The 5,610-nt window shown below is 50.3% G+C and carries 3 rRNA genes; all 3 read left to right on the top strand.

The features are described from left to right. Positions 1-358 precede the first annotated feature (358 nt). The 3 genes from FHL07_RS23465 (at position 359) to FHL07_RS23450 (ending at position 5,546) form a co-directional block, all read left to right on the top strand. Positions 359-3,252: ribosomal RNA gene (locus FHL07_RS23465) — 23S ribosomal RNA — on the top strand. A 162-nt stretch (positions 3,253-3,414) separates the two neighbouring features. Next, positions 3,415-3,530: ribosomal RNA gene (rrf, locus tag FHL07_RS23460) — 5S ribosomal RNA — on the top strand. Between the two features lie 479 nt (positions 3,531-4,009). Beyond that, a 16S ribosomal RNA gene (locus FHL07_RS23450) occupies positions 4,010-5,546 on the top strand. Positions 5,547-5,610 lie beyond the last annotated feature (64 nt).

Raw genomic sequence — 5,610 nt, 5'->3', positions numbered from 1 at the left:
GCCGTAGGGGAACCTGCGGCTGGATCACCTCCTTAATCGACGACATCAGCTGCTCCATAAGTTCCCACACGAATTGCTTGATTCATTGTAGAAGACGATAACTGCAGAGTTGATCTGCGGTTTTTCTGTCGTAAAGCTTAGAAATGAGCATTCCATCGAAGGATGGTGAATGTTGATTTCTGATCTTTTGATTAGATCGTTCTTTAAAAATTTGGGTATGTAATAGAAAGTTAGACTGGATAACACTTTCACTGGTGTTTATTCAGGCTAAGGTAAAATTTGTGATTGCTCTTAATTGAGCAGCGAATTTTCGGCGAATGTCGTCTTCATAGTATAACCAGATTGCTTGGGGTTATATGGTCAAGTGAAGAAGCGCATACGGTGGATGCCTTGGCAGTCAGAGGCGATGAAAGACGTGGTAGCCTGCGAAAAGCTTCGGGGAGTCGGCAAACAGACTTTGATCCGGAGATGTCTGAATGGGGGAACCCACCTAACATAAGTTAGGTATCTTAAGCTGAATACATAGGCTTAAGAAGCGAACCAGGGGAACTGAAACATCTAAGTACCCTGAGGAAAAGAAATCAACCGAGATTCCCTTAGTAGTGGCGAGCGAACGGGGACCAGCCCTTAAGCTGTATTGATGTTAGCGGAACGCTCTGGAAAGTGCGGCCATAGTGGGTGATAGCCCTGTACGCGAAAACATCTTTGCAGTGAAATCGAGTAGGACGGAGCACGAGAAACTTTGTCTGAATATGGGGGGACCATCCTCCAAGGCTAAATACTACTGACTGACCGATAGTGAACTAGTACCGTGAGGGAAAGGCGAAAAGAACCCCGGAGAGGGGAGTGAAATAGATCCTGAAACCGTATGCGTACAAGCAGTGGGAGCCCACTTTGTTGGGTGACTGCGTACCTTTTGTATAATGGGTCAGCGACTTATTTTCAGTGGCAAGCTTAACCGAATAGGGGAGGCGTAGCGAAAGCGAGTCTTAATAGGGCGTCTAGTCGCTGGGAATAGACCCGAAACCGGGCGATCTATCCATGGGCAGGTTGAAGGTTGGGTAACACTAACTGGAGGACCGAACCGACTACCGTTGAAAAGTTAGCGGATGACCTGTGGATCGGAGTGAAAGGCTAATCAAGCTCGGAGATAGCTGGTTCTCCTCGAAAGCTATTTAGGTAGCGCCTCATGTATCACTGTAGGGGGTAGAGCACTGTTTCGGCTAGGGGGTCATCCCGACTTACCAAACCGATGCAAACTCCGAATACCTACAAGTGCCGAGCATGGGAGACACACGGCGGGTGCTAACGTCCGTCGTGAAAAGGGAAACAACCCAGACCGTCAGCTAAGGTCCCAAAGTTATGGTTAAGTGGGAAACGATGTGGGAAGGCTTAGACAGCTAGGAGGTTGGCTTAGAAGCAGCCACCCTTTAAAGAAAGCGTAATAGCTCACTAGTCGAGTCGGCCTGCGCGGAAGATTTAACGGGGCTCAAACCATACACCGAAGCTACGGGTATCATCTTAGGATGATGCGGTAGAGGAGCGTTCTGTAAGCCTGTGAAGGTGAGTTGAGAAGCTTGCTGGAGGTATCAGAAGTGCGAATGCTGACATGAGTAACGATAATGGGTGTGAAAAACACCCACGCCGAAAGACCAAGGTTTCCTGCGCAACGTTAATCGACGCAGGGTTAGTCGGTCCCTAAGGCGAGGCTGAAAAGCGTAGTCGATGGAAAACAGGTTAATATTCCTGTACTTCTGGTTATTGCGATGGAGGGACGGAGAAGGCTAGGCCAGCTTGGCGTTGGTTGTCCAAGTTTAAGGTGGTAGGCTGGAATCTTAGGTAAATCCGGGATTCTAAGGCCGAGAGCTGATGACGAGTGTTCTTTTAGAACACGAAGTGGTTGATGCCATGCTTCCAAGAAAAGCTTCTAAGCTTCAGGTAACCAGGAACCGTACCCCAAACCGACACAGGTGGTTGGGTAGAGAATACCAAGGCGCTTGAGAGAACTCGGGTGAAGGAACTAGGCAAAATGGCACCGTAACTTCGGGAGAAGGTGCGCCGATGGAGGTGAAGCATTTACTGCGTAAGCCCCTGTCGGTCGAAGATACCAGGCCGCTGCGACTGTTTATTAAAAACACAGCACTCTGCAAACACGAAAGTGGACGTATAGGGTGTGACGCCTGCCCGGTGCCGGAAGGTTAATTGATGGGGTTAGCTAACGCGAAGCTCTTGATCGAAGCCCCGGTAAACGGCGGCCGTAACTATAACGGTCCTAAGGTAGCGAAATTCCTTGTCGGGTAAGTTCCGACCTGCACGAATGGCGTAACGATGGCGGCGCTGTCTCCACCCGAGACTCAGTGAAATTGAAATCGCTGTGAAGATGCAGTGTATCCGCGGCTAGACGGAAAGACCCCGTGAACCTTTACTATAGCTTTGCACTGGACTTTGAATTTGCTTGTGTAGGATAGGTGGGAGGCTTTGAAGCGTGAACGCCAGTTTGCGTGGAGCCAACCTTGAAATACCACCCTGGCAACTTTGAGGTTCTAACTCAGGTCCGTTATCCGGATCGAGGACAGTGTATGGTGGGTAGTTTGACTGGGGCGGTCTCCTCCTAAAGAGTAACGGAGGAGTACGAAGGTGCGCTCAGACCGGTCGGAAATCGGTCGTAGAGTATAAAGGCAAAAGCGCGCTTGACTGCGAGACAGACACGTCGAGCAGGTACGAAAGTAGGTCTTAGTGATCCGGTGGTTCTGTATGGAAGGGCCATCGCTCAACGGATAAAAGGTACTCCGGGGATAACAGGCTGATACCGCCCAAGAGTTCATATCGACGGCGGTGTTTGGCACCTCGATGTCGGCTCATCACATCCTGGGGCTGAAGCCGGTCCCAAGGGTATGGCTGTTCGCCATTTAAAGTGGTACGCGAGCTGGGTTTAGAACGTCGTGAGACAGTTCGGTCCCTATCTGCCGTGGACGTTTGAGATTTGAGAGGGGCTGCTCCTAGTACGAGAGGACCGGAGTGGACGAACCTCTGGTGTTCCGGTTGTCACGCCAGTGGCATTGCCGGGTAGCTATGTTCGGGAAAGATAACCGCTGAAAGCATCTAAGCGGGAAACTTGCCTCAAGATGAGATCTCACTGGAACCTTGAGTTCCCTAAAGGGCCGTCGAAGACTACGACGTTGATAGGTTGGGTGTGTAAGCGCTGTGAGGCGTTGAGCTAACCAATACTAATTGCCCGTGAGGCTTGACCATATAACACCCAAGCAATTTGCGCCCTTGAACACAAGAGCATGCGAATTGCGGTGTGTGAAGACGATACAAACCGAAAGTTTGCGGTTCACAAAACACCACATCTATTACATACCCATTCGCTGGAGCGTAAACCGAAAGGTAAACGACCTGGCTACCGAATTTCTTGACGACCATAGAGCATTGGAACCACCTGATCCCATCCCGAACTCAGTAGTGAAACGATGCATCGCCGATGGTAGTGTGGGGTTTCCCCATGTGAGAGTAGGTCATCGTCAAGATTAAATTCCAAAATCCCTGTCTGCTCGCGCAGACGGGGATTTTGTTTTTGTATAAGTACAAGCTTTGTAAAAAGCTCGTACGGTTAATCAGGCCATTTGCCTGGCTAACCACTCGATTATCTCAATCGAAAGAAGCTGGAAATAAAGCGTTGACAGCAGTGTGTAACACTGTAGAATTCGCCTCCCGCTAACGAGAGATCGAAAGCGCAAGTGGTTGATGTTACAGAGGAAACTTTGAAAACATCTTAAAATAACCGCTTGACAGCAACAGAGGCTGCTGTAGAATGCGCGCCTCGGTACAGCGAAAGCTGACCAACCGCTCTTTAACAATTGAATCAAGCAATTCGTGTGGGTGCTTGTGGAGTCAGACTGATAGTCAACAAGATTATCAGCATCACAAGTTACTCCGCGAGAAATCAAAGATGTAACCAACGATTGCTGAGCCAAGTTTAGGGTTTCTTAAAAACCCAAAGATGTTTGAACTGAAGAGTTTGATCATGGCTCAGATTGAACGCTGGCGGCAGGCCTAACACATGCAAGTCGAGCGGTAGAGAGAAGCTTGCTTCTCTTGAGAGCGGCGGACGGGTGAGTAATACCTAGGAATCTGCCTGATAGTGGGGGATAACGTTCGGAAACGGACGCTAATACCGCATACGTCCTACGGGAGAAAGCAGGGGACCTTCGGGCCTTGCGCTATCAGATGAGCCTAGGTCGGATTAGCTAGTTGGTGAGGTAATGGCTCACCAAGGCTACGATCCGTAACTGGTCTGAGAGGATGATCAGTCACACTGGAACTGAGACACGGTCCAGACTCCTACGGGAGGCAGCAGTGGGGAATATTGGACAATGGGCGAAAGCCTGATCCAGCCATGCCGCGTGTGTGAAGAAGGTCTTCGGATTGTAAAGCACTTTAAGTTGGGAGGAAGGGCAGTTACCTAATACGTGATTGTCTTGACGTTACCGACAGAATAAGCACCGGCTAACTCTGTGCCAGCAGCCGCGGTAATACAGAGGGTGCAAGCGTTAATCGGAATTACTGGGCGTAAAGCGCGCGTAGGTGGTTTGTTAAGTTGAATGTGAAATCCCCGGGCTCAACCTGGGAACTGCATCCAAAACTGGCAAGCTAGAGTATGGTAGAGGGTAGTGGAATTTCCTGTGTAGCGGTGAAATGCGTAGATATAGGAAGGAACACCAGTGGCGAAGGCGACTACCTGGACTGATACTGACACTGAGGTGCGAAAGCGTGGGGAGCAAACAGGATTAGATACCCTGGTAGTCCACGCCGTAAACGATGTCAACTAGCCGTTGGGAGTCTTGAACTCTTAGTGGCGCAGCTAACGCATTAAGTTGACCGCCTGGGGAGTACGGCCGCAAGGTTAAAACTCAAATGAATTGACGGGGGCCCGCACAAGCGGTGGAGCATGTGGTTTAATTCGAAGCAACGCGAAGAACCTTACCAGGCCTTGACATCCAATGAACTTTCTAGAGATAGATTGGTGCCTTCGGGAACATTGAGACAGGTGCTGCATGGCTGTCGTCAGCTCGTGTCGTGAGATGTTGGGTTAAGTCCCGTAACGAGCGCAACCCTTGTCCTTAGTTACCAGCACGTAATGGTGGGCACTCTAAGGAGACTGCCGGTGACAAACCGGAGGAAGGTGGGGATGACGTCAAGTCATCATGGCCCTTACGGCCTGGGCTACACACGTGCTACAATGGTCGGTACAAAGGGTTGCCAAGCCGCGAGGTGGAGCTAATCCCATAAAACCGATCGTAGTCCGGATCGCAGTCTGCAACTCGACTGCGTGAAGTCGGAATCGCTAGTAATCGTGAATCAGAATGTCACGGTGAATACGTTCCCGGGCCTTGTACACACCGCCCGTCACACCATGGGAGTGGGTTGCACCAGAAGTAGCTAGTCTAACCTTCGGGAGGACGGTTACCACGGTGTGATTCATGACTGGGGTGAAGTCGTAACAAGGTAGCCGTAGGGGAACCTGCGGCTGGATCACCTCCTTAATCGACGACATCAGCTGCTCCATAAGTTCCCACACGAATTGCTTGATTCATTGAAGAAGACGAT

The sequence above is a fragment of the Pseudomonas sp. FSL W7-0098 genome, from assembly GCF_005930585.1.
GTDB lineage: Bacteria > Pseudomonadota > Gammaproteobacteria > Pseudomonadales > Pseudomonadaceae > Aquipseudomonas > Aquipseudomonas bubulae.
The sequence above is the reverse complement of the archived record's forward strand: the minus strand, read 5'-3'. Positions and strand labels throughout refer to the sequence as shown.